The organism is Methanohalophilus levihalophilus, from assembly GCF_017874375.1.
GTDB lineage: Archaea > Halobacteriota > Methanosarcinia > Methanosarcinales > Methanosarcinaceae > Methanohalophilus > Methanohalophilus levihalophilus.
This window is the reverse complement of sequence record NZ_JAGGLK010000001.1, coordinates 427,250-441,804: the sequence shown is the minus strand read 5'-3', so window position 1 is coordinate 441,804 and position 14,555 is coordinate 427,250. Positions and strand designations below refer to the sequence as shown.

Below are 14,555 nucleotides of genomic sequence, written 5' to 3'. Positions count from 1 at the left end.
CCTGTTATTTCTTCTTCAGAATTTCCTCTTTTATAGCCCGATAGCTGTTATCCACTACCCGGGTTGAACCTTCAAAATGCCTGGTATTGAAATCAAAAAGGGAGGCAAATTCATCAACTGTTTTATCAAATTCCTTTTCGTAATTAAGCCCTGTATTTACCTTACCAACATTTTTGTAGCCGGAATAATCGAAAACCATTTTTGTCATTTCAATATTATCCGGATCTGGAGTAAGCCCCGCAAGAACAACCATTTCCTTCCAGTTAATCGCCTGCATCGGGGTCAGGAAATAAGTTCCTACACCTCTTTCTTCACCTTCAAGCGCATTCAGGTATTCGTCCCTGCTACCAAATGAAGCACAAATGCAGTCATCGACTATGTTTCCAAGGGAATCCTTGAGAATGCGAACCGGGATATCCATATGTTCAAAGTCAGATTCAATTGAACCCAGCACATTCCCACATAAGCCATAAAGAACGAGAATACCATCACATAATTCAACCATTTCTTCCACTGTCTGGTACACTTTATCCCGAAGCCTCTCCGGTTTTGCATCAAGTGCAAATTCCAGGAGATTTACCATAATAGTAAATTGCTCTGATTGTCCAATGGATGCCTCGATTTGGTCAAATGGGACAAGCTCATAATCTATCCCCTGCTCAGCTACTTTTCTTTCGAATCCCCCCGTGTTGTCATTGTCTACAACAATGAGACGATAGTCCGAATCCTCTTCAAGAAGATGCACAATCTCGTCTTCAAACATCCTGCAGGCAAGTAAAGCAAGTGTTGGCATGAAAACCTCTTTTCTTAGTTGTCCAGCCGTGGCATTCCTACACCGACAAATGTAAGTTTGGTTTCAATAGGAATACCGCCGCCATCCTGAAGCTTAATGTCATTCTGTGTGACCTCGATGCGCACATCTCCGCCGTCCAGACCGGAACTTTTCATATATTCCATAATCATTTCCCTTCCGAGAGTATTGGCGGCTTCAAGAGCATCCGGATAAGTGGCATATTTGATAGCCTCCCGACCATGCGGGGAAAACATCATAATACCGGATTTTCGTCCTTTGTAAACGTTACGTATCAGAATTTCAATCCTCTTGATTCCTTTTCCTACAAGTGCTCCAACAGCGTTCCCGACTTCAGCGTGTTCCGGAAGGATCACATCGGCATCAAAGAATTTGTTGATTTCCTCAACATAAGCCTGCACAGGCCCACCAAGAAGAACAACAGGAACACTCAATTTAAAGGCTGAATAGAAATCATCCCTGTTTTCCAGTATTTTTTCTATTTCTTCCTTATCTATGCCACGCAAAAGGTAGGCCATGATATAGAGAGCCATATTCTTTGCGAATATGGTCTTAGCTTCCTTACAGAACTCAGTCCTTTCTTTATACGTCATTCTTCCAAGGGGACCGGCTGCGAGTCGGGAAGCTTCAACGTCCCATTCGGTATAATCCCCAAGAACATGAAGTGCATCAGTAGGTGTAAAACCGATTGCCTGAATAAGGCGTTTTTTGATCAATAGATCAAGGAATACGGGGGAAGGAAGATGATCCGAATAGATTTCATTAACTGAAACTGGTTCATCTCCAATGCGATCCAGAAGATCCTGTTCAGTAGGACTTAGTTCCCCGGATTCTTTCCCGGTACGAATAAAAAACTTGGTTGGCTGGATGTTTTCGCACAATTGCATTTTTGAAGGGATACGGGCAACTTTCAGTTTATCCTTTATACCGGGCCATTTGGTTGCTGCCACACATATAGGAATAACACGACGTGGGCCAATATTGATTTTCTGATTTTGCACCCAAATGTGACTGTCACCACCCATAGCCGAGGTTTCCATGCGAATAGCCTTTACCTTTGTTTGCCATCCGCCTACAATAGCTCCTTCATCAGTAATTTCCGGCAAACCCGAATTTACCATTGCAACATCAGTACTTGTACCACCTACATCGATTGCAACACATGTCTGGACATCGGAAAGATATGATGCTCCTACAAGACTTGCAGCCGGTCCTGAGAAAATTGATTCAATTGGCTTCTCTTTTGCCTCATCAATTCCCACAACTGAGCCGTCACATTTTAACATCAGAAGGCGACCATGAATTTTTCTTCGATCCATCTCATGCATAATCGCATCGATGAAATGATCAGTAATCGGAATTAACTGTGCGTTGAGATATGCGGTTATTCCACGGGAAAAAGCCCCCAAATCCTGGGAAAGTTCATGCCCGCAAACAACTGGCAGGCCTGTTAATTCACGAATAAGTGCCTTTACTTCCAGTTCATGGCCTGGGTTACGAATACTGAAATAAGAAGATACGGCAAAGGCTGAAACCCTGTCTTTCATTTTAAGGACAAATTCCCTTACTGAATCAATATCAAGTCTTGCAGCTTCCTCTCCATAGGCTCCATGCCCACCGGAAACGGCGATATAATTCTCAATTGACTGACCTTCGGGAATTGATAAGTCACCAATCAAAATCAAAGCCACAGGGTAACCAGTGTGCTCAAGAATAGTGTTTGTAGAAAGAGTGGTTGAAACAGAAACAAGTTTTATGTTTTCAAGGTAAGACTTATCAAGTCCGTCAATTGAATTGCGTATACCTTCAAGCAGATCAGGATAAGTTGTCCGTGCCTTGCTTGAATCCACAATTTTTCCATCCGAATCCCGGACAATGACCGAATCAGTATAAGTCCCACCAGCATCAATTCCCATACTATATTGCATTTTTTCCAACTCCGGATAAGCAAAAAATAAAGTCAGGACGAAATGTGTATTAAAAATATGTTTATCGCCATATATAAGAATGGTGTAAAACGGTTAGCTATCCAGCTTTCCATGCAGTACCATTAATTTCTCAAAAAAGCAACTATCTTCGCAAATTGTGCTGACATTGAAATCCTCATTGTTCATCAAACGAATGACTTCTTTGGGATTTGTAAGAGATGAGACCAAAAGCAGCATATTGCCATTGGGTTTCAGGTATTGGTTTACTTCTGACAGGAATCGCCGGATGGTATCCCTGCCATCTTCCCCTCCGTCAAATGCAAAATTGATCCATCCTTGAAGGCGCTCATCGTCCCCGGTGGGCAGGTATGGAGGATTAAAAACAATTGTATCAAATTGGTGTGCAGGCTTGAAGCCTCCAAATAAATCAGAGCGTATGACCTCAACATTATTGTTCTTTGCACAATTGAGGGCATGTGGATTTAAATCTGAAGCAATGAGATCTACATTTTTCTTGTTTGCACGAATAACGGCTGATACAAAGCCACTTCCTGTCCCGATTTCCAGAACACGACTGTTGTCTCTTATGTAGTCAATGCAGGCATCTGCAAGGAGAAAGGAATCTTCAGCTGGCTCATATACATTTTCAGAAAAATAAACCGTGGCTCCCTTATAAACCACATAAGCCATTAGATTCCTCCTGCCTTTTCCTTTAATTCCAGAATTGTGTTTGCAAGGGATGCAAAATCTTCCGGGGAAAGCTCTTCAGCTCTTTTGCTCATCAGGGATTCAGGAAGCTGGTTAAGGATGGACTGCTTCTCTTCGGAGGGAATGGATCTGGAAATGGCATTCTTGAGCTTCTTTCTTCTCTGTGAGAAGGCAGCCTCCACAAGTTTGAGGAAAAATTCCTCATCTTTGACAGGGAAAGGAGATTTGTGTGGCTCAAGGCGAATTACAGCTGACCATACTTCCGGCCGGGGACTGAAAGCCGAGGGAGATATCTTGATAATGATATCCGCATCTGCGTAGTGCTGGATGCCAACTGAAAGCCTTCCGTACTCCTTAGAGCCTGATGGCGATATCATGCGTTTTGCAAACTCATACTGGTACATTAAAACAGCCAGATCAAAACCGTGTTTTAAAAGGCGAAAAGTGATTGGAGAAGAAATAGAGTATGGTAGATTTGCAACAACCTTGTTAAAGGAAGGCAAATCAACTTTTACTGCATCACCGTGAATAACTTCAAAATTATCCATGTCACCAAATCGATCGTTGAGAACGTCGACAAGATATGGATCATATTCAATTACAGTGACTTTTCCCGCCTTTTTAAGAAGGCGTTGTGTAAGATTTCCAATTCCACCACCTATTTCAAGAACGTGATCGTTTTTAGAAAGGTTTGCAGCATCAGCTATCAGATCTAGAATGTCCTCATCAATGAGAAAATGTTGATCATGGGATCCGCCTGTTACCCCATATCTTACAAGAAGATCCCGGACCAATTAGCCCACCCTTTCAGTCTTGCCTGCGATGCATTGGACGGGTAAAAAGGCGATATTTGATGTTGTCATCCTTTAATTCTTCAAGAATACGATTCACAACAACCTTTTCAGGGGTGTGCATTGCACCTACGCGCTCATGAAGATCTGCAAAACTCTTGAATTCCCCTTTTTTGCGCTCATCGATTATAGCCCACATGAGCTTTTTACCGATACCCGGAAGCAATTCCAGCATATGGAGGCGGGTTGTGATGGGATGGGCTTCATTGAAGAATTTAACAAATCTTTCTTCATGATGCTTTACCGATTGTTCAAGAACAAAGGGAATCTCCAATTGTGAGCCACTGCTCAGGTCATTATAATGAATGCGGTGTTTAACATGATCGATCTCTTCACGATCACCTTCACCAATGTAAACCCTTGACTGGATTTCAGGAGCTACGCCTTCCTTAGGTACCAATTCCATCAGCACAAACTGATTGTCGCCGACACCCTGAACAAGAGGCTTTTTCTGGTAAGTTGGCCTGCTGTCATTCGGATTCCCGTAAGGTAAGTAGTCAAGTACCCATGCGTACTCTTCTCGCTCTGGTTTTTTCCCCTTGGCGTGCATCATATCCTCCAAGTTATATCAAAAAAAGGTAACATATGGAATATAAATTTATTCCATATTTTCCATTACCAACTCGAGAATAGTATCGAGTTCCTCATCAGAGAGAGTGAAGCGCTCTTTTGCATAAATAGATCTCACTTCATCCCTTGAAAGAGGCATCAAATCAGCAATGTGAATTGCGATTTCAGGTTTCATTTTTTCCATTTCAAGAAGCTTGTTAACAAGCGTCCTGGCTTTTGCAGCCGTTGTCTTGGAAAAAAGATCAGCATGGTTTACAGCTTTCCTGAACTCGTAACCAAGCTCTTCATCACGTTCGGTACGTTCCTGAAGGATCCCATCCAGGATCTCACGGGCTTCCGGTAATGTGAGCAATTCTTCCTCAAGAACTTCCTTTACTATCATCGGGTACACGCATCCCTGTAATTGTATAAGTTCAGTTATCCGGATATTCAAAATCCGGAAAGCTGATCTATTATGAGAAGGTTCGGATAGATATATCTATCGAACTTTCCAGTAATTTTGTTTAAGCTCCTATAGGAGTGTCAGTACTTCTGTGGCTTGAGGTGTTCCGGAAGGGAAATAACCTCTTTTGTTGCATTGCCTTCACGTACATGGAGGATGTATGCACGACCGCGCTGTGAAACTACTTTCCCGGTCTTACCCTGGAATTTGGGGTTTGGCATTCCTTTCTGTACGCTTGGATCAATGTCAATGTGGACCATCTGGCCTTCAGCAAAGTCCTGAATAGCCCTGCTTATTGGTGAGAGTCCTCTTTCTCTTACTGTCTTCTTCAATTTGTATCTGGTACAACATTTTGGACCATGGGATGTAGGCATTCTATTTTCCTCCACAATATGATGATAAACGTGATTTTGCTTTTATTTTGGTTCAGAGATCTATTTTTACGTCAATGACATCCAGTTCTTCTACAAGAGCCTGAACACCAATAAGACCAGTCAGACTTGGAGATGTTCGGTTTTCATCCCCGGAAACAAGTTCCTTGACATACAAACCACCCTGGCAATCCACTTTGAATATTGAGTATTCATCATGGTACTCAAGTAATTCCATGGAATGCACATTTCGTTCCCTTACGAGATCCGCACGACGATGGGATACGCGATTTGGGGTTCGCTGTTCAATCCGTGAGCCTGTGAGTTTTTCAACGGCTGATCGGAGAGTGTTCTCTGGAACCGGGTCACTGAATGTAACTTTAAGCTTATAAACTTTATCCGCCTTTGAGCTCTTTAATGCGTGAATCAGATCTTTTGAGACCAGTTTGAGCCCTTCAACCTCAACTTTTCCTGCAGATTCACGGTTAATCTCGTCCTGAATAGCAGCTACATCGATAGTACGGATTTTGGGAGATAAAGCTTCCACAACAAACGGCCGGCCTGTTCCAAGCATAAGGGCATCAATATCCTCCCTGCCTGATCCATGGAAGCGTGTGTCTTCACCATTTGTAGCTTTGATAACAGGTCCGCGAATCAGTTCGTCAACTGATTCAGGATATTGCTGTCCCGTCTGGTTGCATTTCTCACAACCCCTGCCACGGCAGCTACGACATGGCCAGCGCGTCTGCGGAATTCCGCGAATGAATTTCCTGTATCGGCCTGCAATATAAATGGAACGAATCTGAGTGTAAACAACTTCCTTTGCAATATCGAGAGTTATAACAACATCAGGATTCTTGATATCCACTTCTTTGCCGCTCTTTGCAGCTATCAGTTTCCCGACTTCCCGGTTAATTTCGCTCTTTATAGGTTCACCATAGGTTGTACCGGATTCAGCCCAGAGGATTTCCTCATTTTCAGAAAGAAGACCACTTACCTTTGTACCAACGACAAAAGTTGAGTATTCAATTTCTTCAACAGCCTTTAGGGCTCTGTCTGCCCACTCTTCAACCCTGTCAAAAATACCAAGGCAAACCCAGCATTGTTCATCTTTTTTTCCTGAATCCTTAAGGCTAAGTCTGGCATTGCGGCTTGAAGGAGAAAGTTGTTCCAGAAGGGATTTATCGTCTTCATCCTTGTTCAGTTTATCAGCTTCCATTGCAAGTGCAAGCTTGACCGCTCTTCCCCTCTCATCATTTGTAAGACCTGTGGAAAGGTTTGCAAACTGCCTTCCCATGCAGTGATCACAGATGGGGCCTTCCGGCAAAATCTTCTTTGCAATTTCAAGGATACTCATTGTTTCTCTCCTCCCCGGCGATCAAGTTCGTTGTGAATTATTGTAATACAGTGATTTGCATGCAGTGACAGGGGACCTATGGAAAGAAGTCTTGCTCCTGCATCCAGTATTAGTTTCTCTTCTTCTTCAGTGACCCCAACATGATCACCTAGTATAAAAACAGTATCTTCCGCAAAATCTGCGGTGCTTCTGAGATCATCACCATCTTCCCTGAGATACACAAGTTCACAACCCTTTTCCAAAAATTCATCAAGCAATTCCTTAAGAGTGGCAGTACGGGTATTCACGCCAGGAGTTGAACGGCTTTCAAAACTGGAAACATCTTTTTGTAATGCTTTTTTGATTAGTGCACCTGCGCTTCTTTCATCCGGACTCAGGTAGCGAACATGTTCCCCTTCAAATCTAACATACCTTCCCGGATGTGGCTCTCCGAGCAGGAGCAAATGAATTTGGACATCCCTGCGAAGATCATGAGATAAGAAAAAAGCAGAACTGACACACCTGCAAAGGATGTCCATCCTTCCGGCTGAACCGGGCATGTCATTAAGGGAATAATCCCCGCTTGTAACGGCTTTGTGACCGATTATCAAAAAGTGTTTCATAGTAAACTCCGGAATAAATGCAATTAGGTTCGAGCAGTATTCCACGTTGCAATGTATATAAAGATATAGGTTCTTACGCCTGAATTTGAAAACGAGTCAAAAAAAGAATAGTTTTAAAAAGAGAAAACGGAGTAAGGGATCAACCCTCACTCATTCTTCCTTCTCTGGAAGATAAAAGCAAGTCCGAGAATTGCGGCAATTGGAAGTGCTACAGTTGGAAATTCCGGAATTTCCTCCTTCTGGCAATCTATTACCAAGGTCTTATCACCTGCTTTCCTGTATTGCGGTTCAGATGAAACGGTGTCAATTGTAGCAATCGTGCGAACTTCAGGTTCAAATTCTGCATAAGCTGCATTAAATAAAACATAACCTGTAGAAGCAGATGATTCAGTGACCGTAACGGTAAGAGTCTTGGTTGATTCAGGGTACTCAAGATCCCACTCTACAGAATGAGTACTCGCATTGTAAACTCCATCATCTGTAGCACTTACAAAAGATACATTCGAAGGTAGAATGTCATCTATAAAAATATACCCCATGTACTGCATTGTTGGAGCAGCTGTAGTCAGTGAAAGAGGTCTTAAAACTGAGGGATCAGTGATATTGTAGGTAATGTCATATGTGAATGTTTCACCTGCACAAATCTCTTCCAACCCGTCTGTCTTTTGAAAATCATAGTAATCGACTGCGGGAGCAATTGCTGTTCCGGCACCAATAAGCCCAATTAGGAGCATGGCGACTAGAGTTCCTGTCAAATATTTCAGCTTCATATTATACCACCATCATTATATTATTAAGCGGTAGATTTTAATTGTTTATATAAGTTTCTACTTTCTCAATAAAAATAGACAGTCTCATAATGATTATGAGACTTAAAGTTAGAAACTATATTTCTTACGAAGAACTGAGTTTTAATGTAAAACGAGAAAACGGAGTAAGGGAACCAACCCTCACTCATTCTTCCTTCTCTGGAAGATAAAAGCAAGTCCGAGAATTGCGGCAATTGGAAGCGCAACTGTTGGAAATTCCGGGATTTCCCCCCCACAATCTGCAACTCTTGTTTCATCAGCAGCCAAGAGGAAAGCAACTTGTCTGTATTCTTCAACCAAACCATTTGGAGCTGAAGTAATTCCCGGAGTATCTTCGGCGAAAACTCCCAGATCCAACTCTGCCTCGTTAACTAAGAGAATTCCGGGTGTGCCCGAGGTTTCAGTGACATCGATAGTTAAGGTCTTTTCTTCCCCTCCGGTTTCCTCCGGAAGATATTCAAATGACCAGAAAACAGAATGAGCGGTTGCATTGTAATCCCCGCCATCAGAGGCACTGACAAAATTGACTCCATCAGGAAGGAAATCAGTAACGTTGATGAGAACAACCTGTTGGTAGGACGGATCCAGGTATGGGAACAGGTAAACCTCATCAAAAGATGGATCTAAAGCGAAGGTTAAATTATAAGCAAAATTCCCACCAGCACAAACCGTGTCCTGATCATCAGTCTTTTCAAATGTAACAAATGCCTCTGCCGGAGAAGTCGGTTCGACGTCAGCAAGAGCCAAACCGGAGGTAACTACTCCGAAGATTAACACTATTGATAAAATTAAAGCTAACTTGAGTCTCATGAAATTCCACCACCTGATTGTAATGCAACACATTTGAGATTAATATAATATATTACTTTCTCTTTTTGAAGTAAACTTAAAAAAAATACAATGAAAGGTGAATCCATTCTGATGGAAAGTATGGCTAATGTCAAAATCAAAAATAAGAAATAAGTGAGAAACGAATCTCACTCTTCATTCCTTCTCTGTAGTATGAATGCGATTCCAATGATGCTTGCTATTGGAAGTGCTACAGTTGGGAATTCAGGAATTTCTTCACATTCGACAACTTTTGTCCAGTCGCAGGTCTGCTTCCCTATCCTGACTGTGTCTACCTAATCTGAGGGGCCGTCCGGAAGAATTACAAATCTAGCTATTGCAGTATTTTTGTGCCATGTTCCAATTTCTCCGGAAGATTCACGGACTGTGACACCCAGAGTTTTTGGAAGATCAGGATCTTCAAACCTCCAATAAACCTTGTGTCTGGAAGCATCGTATACGCCTCCATCTGTAGCGCTCACAAAGTCAACTCCCGGGGGCAGAATATCCGTCACCCTGAGAACTGTGACATTGGCTTCTGCGGCTGACTCATTAAAGTCAATACTTATATCATAGGTAAACTCGGCACCAAGACAAACTGTTCTGGAGTGATCTGTCTTGTCCAATTCTGCATACTGGCAATAATTGACATAGTATCCATCATAGGTTGCAAGAGCACTGCCAGCGCCCAATAATCCAAAGATAAGGACACTGATAAGTAATAGTGAAAAAGAATTTACTTTCATTTCATACCACCAAATACTCATTAGATTTTCATGGTAATATACTTTGTGATTTATGGATCTGTCTCCTATAAATCTAAAATAAAAACGGATCAGGGCTGCGACCACCATTGAAACAATAAAATGCTGAAAAGCAGCATTTTCCACTTCATTAATTATATAAGCCTATAAGCTCATTTTTCTGATAGAATTTATTTCGGAGGATTTGGAAAATGGCAGATGAAATCGATTACGAGGTTATTGGGAACGATATGCAGCTTGTGGAAATCGAGCTTGATCCAGGGGAGAGTGTAAGAGCAGAAGCAGGAGCAATGATGTTCATGTCCCCCGACATCAAAATGCAGACTTCAACAGGTGGCGGGCTGTTTAAAGGTCTGAAAAGAATGGTCACCGGCGAGAGCTTTTTTATAACCTCCTTCACAAACGAAGGAAGCGGAAAAGAGCATGTAGCATTCGGTGCACCTTACCCGGGAAAAATAATCCCAATTGATTTATCCCAGCAGGGTGGAAGTTTCCTGTGTCAAAAGGATTCATTCCTGTGTGCTGCCAAAGGAATTGAAGTCGAAGTTGCCTTCTCCAAGCGTATCGGCGCAGGATTGTTCGGAGGAGAAGGATTTATCCTCCAGAGGCTTCAGGGAGACGGTCTGGCATTTGTTCATGCAGGTGGTACAATCATCAAGAAAGAACTCACAGCAGGCGAGACCCTGAGGGTGGATACCGGTTGTCTTGTTGCTTTCTCGGAATCTGTGAGATATGATATCCAGTTTGTCGGCGGATTCAAGAACGCGCTCTTCGGAGGAGAAGGTGTTGTACTTGCAACCGTATCCGGACCCGGAACCGTGTACCTCCAGAGCCTTCCATTCTCAAGACTTGCTGACAGGATTGTAGCTGCCACCAGTGCCGGTGCCCAGAACCGTGGTGAACGCGGAGGTATTTCAGGAATCGGCGAGAGTGCTCTCGGAGGAATCCTTGGCGGCGACCGCAGCTTCTGAAGACAGGAGTTTACAATAATGCGTATTCTTGCGATATCCGATACCCATGGAAAATTCAATCGGATACCGGATATCCTTGAAAAAGCAGGTGACATAGACCTTGTCCTTGTTGCAGGGGATATCACCAATTTTGGCCCTGATGAAAAGGCAGTGGAACTTCTGGACATGTTTGAAGTTCCGGTCTTCGCAGTTCCGGGGAATTGTGATCTTCGCACTATTGTAGAAACAATTGAAAAATCAAATGCTACAAACTTGCATAAAAGGATGCAGGTTTTCCGGGATGTTACTTTTATCGGAATGGGTGGTTCCAATCCCACTCCTTTTAATACGCCTTTTGAAATTGAGGAAAGCGAAATCGCCTCCTCTCTTGAAAAGCTTGTTTCGGATGCGAAAGCAAATGGTGGTTACATAGTACTTTTGAGTCATTCACCTCCATTTTGTACACTGGACAGGGTTGAGTCCGGAAATGTGGGATGCAAATCAACAGCCAAGTTGCTTGGCAGGGTTGACCTTATCGTTAGCGGCCATATTCACGAGGATGGTGGCATAATGGAAGAGCAGGGAACCACAATAGTTAACACGGGAATGGCCTCCCAGGGTTCGGCTGCGCTGATTGAACTGGATGCTGACAGCCATAAAGTTGATGTCAAAATGATTCAGGTCTGATACCTTCAGATCTCAATTTCAAGGAGATCGGTTGCTATTTCCACTTCTCCTGTGAACTCTTTTCTAAGAAATTCCAGAGCTTCTTCTTCATGACCCTGCATGTGCGGATACAGGTGCGTCAGGTAGAGCTTTTCAACATCAATATTTTTCAGGAATGGGGCCAGCATGTCTGGTGTTGTGTGGTTTGTAACTTCAAAATTAAGAGGGAATGAACACTCATGAACCAGTACATCCGCTTCCCTTGTAAGCTCCATGATTGATTCACAGGGTTCGGTATCGGCAGAGTAGACAAGGCTATTCCCTTCTCCTTCAAGCCGGTAGCCAAGGGATGGGATACTGTGTATTCCGGGAGCGCAGCTGAGTTTGCAGTTCCAGCCAAGATCAAGTTCAATGTCCGGATTAATTTCGGTTATTGCCAGATCAAAATGTCCCTGAAGGTAGGGGTAAACATCAAACATTTTGTCAAACCATTCCTGGGTACCTTCAGGACCGATTATTCGGCAGGTGGTTTTTCCACAAAGCCAGCGACTCTTGAGCAGCGGGAGGACATCAGCAACGTGGTCCAGATGCAGGTGTGAAATCACAATCGCATCTATGTCAAGTGGACTGTGCCCGCTTTCGAAAAGTCGCTGGAGAACCCCGGCTCCGCAATCAAAAAGAAAATGACGACTATAATCCGGTTCAACCAGTAGGCCGGATTGCACTCTCCCAGCCTGCGGAATACCCACACCAGTACCAAGGAAATGTAATTTCATAGTTTTATAATAAGGCTTAAGTAACTTAACTTTAATTATCTACTCCGAAACGGGCTATTTAAATCCGTTCAAAACGACCTCGGCTTAATTTATTTTTGCTACTTGCGAGGGTTGCCCAGCCAGGTCAAAGGCGCCGGACTTAAGATCCGGTAACGAAGGTTTTCGAGGGTTCGAATCCCTCCCCTCGCACTTGTTTTATGGGTTATAGGCATCTTGTAAAAATGCTACTCTTATAAAATTTTGTGTTTTCAGAGGTTCGAATTATACCCCTCGCATATTAGATCGGGGTTATAGGTAACTAGAAAAAACACTACGCTTTCTGGAATAGCATACAATACAATTAATTGAGCCTAACTCCAACAGATTTTTTAACTATGTAGAGTTATTCCTAAGCAATGGAGGATTATTTTGGAAATATTGTTTTTGGGGCAGTCGACCCCCGATTATTAAGTATAATGATAATCACTGGCTTTTTGATATTTTTCATGTATTTTTACAATAGTGAGTTATGGAAGACTTTTTCAGACTTTGATAAATTGTCATTTTCAATTGTTTGTGGTTTTATTGTTTTTATGGGTCTAGTGGTCCCTTTAGCCAGAATTATTTTTGCAATGGAATATTTTATTACTGGCTATGATTTTGGAAAAATTGAATCAGATGAAATAGTCAATACATACAAGCAAATATATTATTGGATATTGATTGGGCTTTTTATTGGTGCTTTTGCATCCGCGAAGCCATTATATGAAAATATCAAAGTAGTCAAATCAATTTTTATTGCATATTTTTTATCAATTTGTTTCTTAATCCTATTTGTAGTTGAATTAGCTGTCGCAATATACTTCAGCTCCTTTAGAGCTTACATGTTTAATGTAATCAATAACATTGTTATGAGCATCTTCTTTTTATGCATATTTTTCTTCGTCTATTTGGCGATTCACAAAGCATCAATGAAGGTTATTATTGAAGAAATTGGCTTGTTTTTTTCGAACCTTAAACTGAAAAACCCACATTTAGTTTTGTTAGGAGTGGTATTAATCATACTACCAATTTCAACAGGTGTGTTTTTGTTTAGCTATGAAGTTACGGAAAACGAAGAAAAAATTGACTTAATATCTATAGAAGAAATAGACATACGAAGGTATGAAGTTTCACCAGCTAAAGAAGTTATATTTAGAGACTATTCCATAAAAATGCCCATAGCTGTTTCATGGGCAAAAGTGCATCCAGACCTACCTCTTAAAAGTGATTTTGATAGTGAGAGCAACTTGAAATACGTAATAGTGGAAGAACAGAATACTTTTCTTGTTAATGATACATCTAAGGTTGTAAATGTTACAGTAACGCTCTACAATTATACAGAAGTGTCTTTTCCTAAAATGGTAACATTTGATGAACCAATGTTCACAAATGATTCAATGTTTACGAATATTTCACTTAACAATTATCTTCCACATAACATTGAGATTGAAGTATTAACTATTCCAATACCCAATGGTTATTCACTTGAAGAAAAGGATTTTGTTAAAACACAACATTTCTCCAATCATCGTGGTGGTATTCAAGGATACTCGATTAGAGATGAAGATTTGTTTTTAACATATGTGCGTCTCGAAAAGAACTCTTCTGGAACAATTATGCTTAAATTGGTAAATACAACTACAGAAACCCCTTAACAAATCCCTTTCAATCTTTCCTTTACATGAGAATTAAGACTAAACGTTTTACCTGATTTAGCATTCTGCTTCATATAATGCAAAGTACCTTTCGAGAATCCCATTTTCATCCACTCCGAATAGGAAATATCCATTATCTTCTGCCTCATATCATCAGAATTATTTCTCTCAATTTGGTGAGCAGGTTTCACAAAATCAAGTGTCTTTCTCTTACCAACAAGATGATGAGCTAATTCCCTACTCTTCAATAATAAAACAGAACTCCAAGCAGTATTCTTATTTCTGTACTTGGTTTTACTATTTAACATAGAATTGAACTCAGCAGTAACCTTTCTGGCTCCCATAGGCTTCAATCTCAAGCTGAAAAACCATTCCTTAAATAACATTCTGCTTCACCCAATCACAGAAAACTCAAGCTCCCTGCACTTAAAGCAATATCAATAGCC

The 14,555-nt window shown here is 41.7% G+C and carries 18 protein-coding genes and 1 tRNA gene; 4 read left to right on the top strand and 15 right to left on the bottom strand.

Going from position 1 to position 14,555, the window contains the following annotated elements; all coding sequences use genetic code 11:
- Positions 1–4: 4 nt before the first annotated feature.
- The 13 genes from J2755_RS02320 to J2755_RS02260 all read right to left on the bottom strand — a co-directional run bounded on the left by J2755_RS02320 (position 5) and on the right by J2755_RS02260 (position 10,023).
- Positions 5–793 (bottom strand): DUF1638 domain-containing protein, encoded by a 789-nt coding sequence (locus J2755_RS02320; RefSeq protein ID WP_209679119.1) that lies wholly within the window; start codon positions 791–793, stop codon positions 5–7.
- Positions 794–807: 14 nt separating this feature from the next.
- Positions 808–2,739 (bottom strand): hydantoinase/oxoprolinase family protein, encoded by a 1,932-nt coding sequence (locus J2755_RS02315; RefSeq protein WP_209679117.1) that lies wholly within the window; start codon positions 2,737–2,739, stop codon positions 808–810.
- A gap of 93 nt (positions 2,740–2,832) precedes the next feature.
- On the bottom strand, positions 2,833–3,429 hold the full coding sequence (locus J2755_RS02310; protein WP_209679115.1) for a HemK2/MTQ2 family protein methyltransferase: 597 nt from the start codon (positions 3,427–3,429) through the stop codon (positions 2,833–2,835).
- Positions 3,429–4,241 carry a 16S rRNA (adenine(1518)-N(6)/adenine(1519)-N(6))-dimethyltransferase RsmA gene (rsmA, locus tag J2755_RS02305; RefSeq protein ID WP_209679113.1) on the bottom strand — a complete coding sequence of 271 codons (813 nt, stop codon included), beginning with the start codon at positions 4,239–4,241 and terminating at the stop codon, positions 3,429–3,431. The genes J2755_RS02310 and rsmA overlap by 1 nt, the downstream gene beginning before the upstream one ends.
- Before the next feature lie 13 nt (positions 4,242–4,254).
- Entirely contained in the window at positions 4,255–4,848 is a 594-nt protein-coding gene (locus J2755_RS02300; RefSeq protein ID WP_209679860.1) for a DUF655 domain-containing protein, read from the bottom strand.
- 48 nt (positions 4,849–4,896) lie between these two features.
- A complete protein-coding gene (locus J2755_RS02295) occupies positions 4,897–5,250 on the bottom strand; it encodes an RNA polymerase Rpb4 family protein (RefSeq protein WP_209679110.1) in 354 nt (117 codons plus the stop codon).
- A 140-nt stretch (positions 5,251–5,390) separates the two neighbouring features.
- Positions 5,391–5,684, bottom strand: coding sequence for a 50S ribosomal protein L21e (locus J2755_RS02290; RefSeq protein WP_209679107.1), 294 nt, complete (start codon positions 5,682–5,684; stop codon positions 5,391–5,393).
- 52 nt (positions 5,685–5,736) lie between these two features.
- The gene (locus J2755_RS02285) at positions 5,737–7,038 is read right to left on the bottom strand and encodes a tRNA pseudouridine(54/55) synthase Pus10 (RefSeq protein ID WP_209679104.1); all 1,302 of its coding nucleotides are present in this window, start codon (positions 7,036–7,038) and stop codon (positions 5,737–5,739) included.
- Positions 7,035–7,640 (bottom strand): tRNA (pseudouridine(54)-N(1))-methyltransferase TrmY, encoded by a 606-nt coding sequence (gene trmY / locus J2755_RS02280; RefSeq protein ID WP_209679102.1) that lies wholly within the window; start codon positions 7,638–7,640, stop codon positions 7,035–7,037. Before trmY ends, J2755_RS02285 begins: the two co-directional genes overlap by 4 nt.
- Before the next feature lie 146 nt (positions 7,641–7,786).
- On the bottom strand, positions 7,787–8,410 hold the full coding sequence (locus J2755_RS11300) for a PEF-CTERM sorting domain-containing protein (protein WP_245312609.1): 624 nt from the start codon (positions 8,408–8,410) through the stop codon (positions 7,787–7,789).
- Between the two features lie 180 nt (positions 8,411–8,590).
- The gene (locus J2755_RS11295) at positions 8,591–9,259 is read right to left on the bottom strand and encodes a PEF-CTERM sorting domain-containing protein (protein ID WP_245312607.1); all 669 of its coding nucleotides are present in this window, start codon (positions 9,257–9,259) and stop codon (positions 8,591–8,593) included.
- Positions 9,260–9,426: 167 nt separating this feature from the next.
- Positions 9,427–9,480, bottom strand: coding sequence for a hypothetical protein (locus tag J2755_RS11290; RefSeq protein ID WP_342591048.1), 54 nt, complete (start codon positions 9,478–9,480; stop codon positions 9,427–9,429).
- A gap of 93 nt (positions 9,481–9,573) precedes the next feature.
- The gene (locus J2755_RS02260) at positions 9,574–10,023 is read right to left on the bottom strand and encodes a DUF11 domain-containing protein (RefSeq protein ID WP_209679099.1); all 450 of its coding nucleotides are present in this window, start codon (positions 10,021–10,023) and stop codon (positions 9,574–9,576) included.
- A 209-nt stretch (positions 10,024–10,232) separates the two neighbouring features.
- Between J2755_RS02260 and J2755_RS02255 the strand changes: the two genes are divergently transcribed.
- Both J2755_RS02255 and J2755_RS02250 read left to right on the top strand, forming a co-directional pair.
- On the top strand, positions 10,233–11,012 hold the full coding sequence (locus tag J2755_RS02255; protein ID WP_209679096.1) for a TIGR00266 family protein: 780 nt from the start codon (positions 10,233–10,235) through the stop codon (positions 11,010–11,012).
- A gap of 18 nt (positions 11,013–11,030) precedes the next feature.
- Positions 11,031–11,678 carry a metallophosphoesterase family protein gene (locus J2755_RS02250; RefSeq protein WP_209679093.1) on the top strand — a complete coding sequence of 216 codons (648 nt, stop codon included), beginning with the start codon at positions 11,031–11,033 and terminating at the stop codon, positions 11,676–11,678.
- 5 nt (positions 11,679–11,683) lie between these two features.
- Here J2755_RS02250 and J2755_RS02245 read toward each other — a convergent pair whose 3' ends face one another.
- A complete protein-coding gene (locus tag J2755_RS02245; RefSeq protein WP_209679088.1) occupies positions 11,684–12,433 on the bottom strand; it encodes an MBL fold metallo-hydrolase in 750 nt (249 codons plus the stop codon).
- Between the two features lie 104 nt (positions 12,434–12,537).
- Here J2755_RS02245 and J2755_RS02240 point away from each other — a divergent pair.
- A tRNA-Leu gene (locus tag J2755_RS02240) sits at positions 12,538–12,622 on the top strand.
- 206 nt (positions 12,623–12,828) lie between these two features.
- Positions 12,829–14,109, top strand: coding sequence for a hypothetical protein (locus tag J2755_RS02235; protein WP_209679085.1), 1,281 nt, complete (start codon positions 12,829–12,831; stop codon positions 14,107–14,109).
- On the opposite strand, the gene J2755_RS02230 is transcribed toward J2755_RS02235, so the two are convergent.
- Entirely contained in the window at positions 14,106–14,495 is a 390-nt protein-coding gene (locus J2755_RS02230) for a CRISPR-associated protein Cas1 (protein WP_209679083.1), read from the bottom strand. The two genes, J2755_RS02235 and J2755_RS02230, sit on opposite strands and share 4 nt — an antisense overlap.
- Positions 14,496–14,555 lie beyond the last annotated feature (60 nt).